Below are 653 nucleotides of genomic sequence, written 5' to 3'. Positions count from 1 at the left end.
CGGCGCTGTCAAGCCACGCCCCGCCCGGCGCCCTCGCTGCCATTTGTGCAACAAAGCCGTGCTGCTCACGAGTGGATGAGCACGCAGCCCACGTATTTCTCTTACCACGGGTAGGCATAATGCCAACGCCCCTCTCTTGCCCTGCCTCTTTAAAGAAATAAGTGACCGATCAATGAGTTCCCAGAACCTTTCTACGCTCATCTGCGCTATCGCAGAACTGCTGCGTTGCGCCTTCAGGCAGGCAGACTATGGCAAGGTCATCCTCCCTTTCACACTGCTGCGGCAACTGGACTGCGTGTGGCCGCTCACCAAGCAGGCAGTGCTGATTGAGCTTGAAACCTGTACCCGGCAGGGCTCCGCTGACCCGAACGTGTTCCTCACGCACGCATCGGAGCTGAAGTTCTTCAACACGAGCCCTCTGGACTTCGACAAGGTGCTGCCCCTTCTCGACCACGTGCACCAGAACCTGCGGGTCTACATCCACGGCTTCTCGTCGAACATTTCTGATATCTTTGAGCGGATCGAGTTCGAGAAGCAGTTGGATGGGCTCGCTAGGCCTAAGCTGCTCTACAAGGTGGTTCGGAAGTTCGCCGAGAGGCTCTGTTGCACAAATGGCGGTGCTGTCGGTTAGGGCGCGGCGCTTGACAGCCTCG

Annotated in this window: 1 protein-coding gene; it reads left to right on the top strand. The window is 58.2% G+C overall.

The features are described from left to right. The first annotated feature begins 172 nt into the window (after positions 1 to 172). On the top strand, positions 173 to 631 hold the full coding sequence (locus tag D3A59_RS25060) for a type I restriction-modification system subunit M N-terminal domain-containing protein (RefSeq protein ID WP_119157995.1): 459 nt from the start codon (positions 173 to 175) through the stop codon (positions 629 to 631). Positions 632 to 653: the final 22 nt, after the last annotated feature.

The sequence above is a fragment of the Caldimonas tepidiphila genome (genome assembly GCF_003569765.1).
Classification (GTDB): domain Bacteria; phylum Pseudomonadota; class Gammaproteobacteria; order Burkholderiales; family Burkholderiaceae_C; genus Caldimonas; species Caldimonas tepidiphila.
The sequence above is the reverse complement of the archived record's forward strand: the minus strand, read 5'-3'. Positions and strand labels throughout refer to the sequence as shown.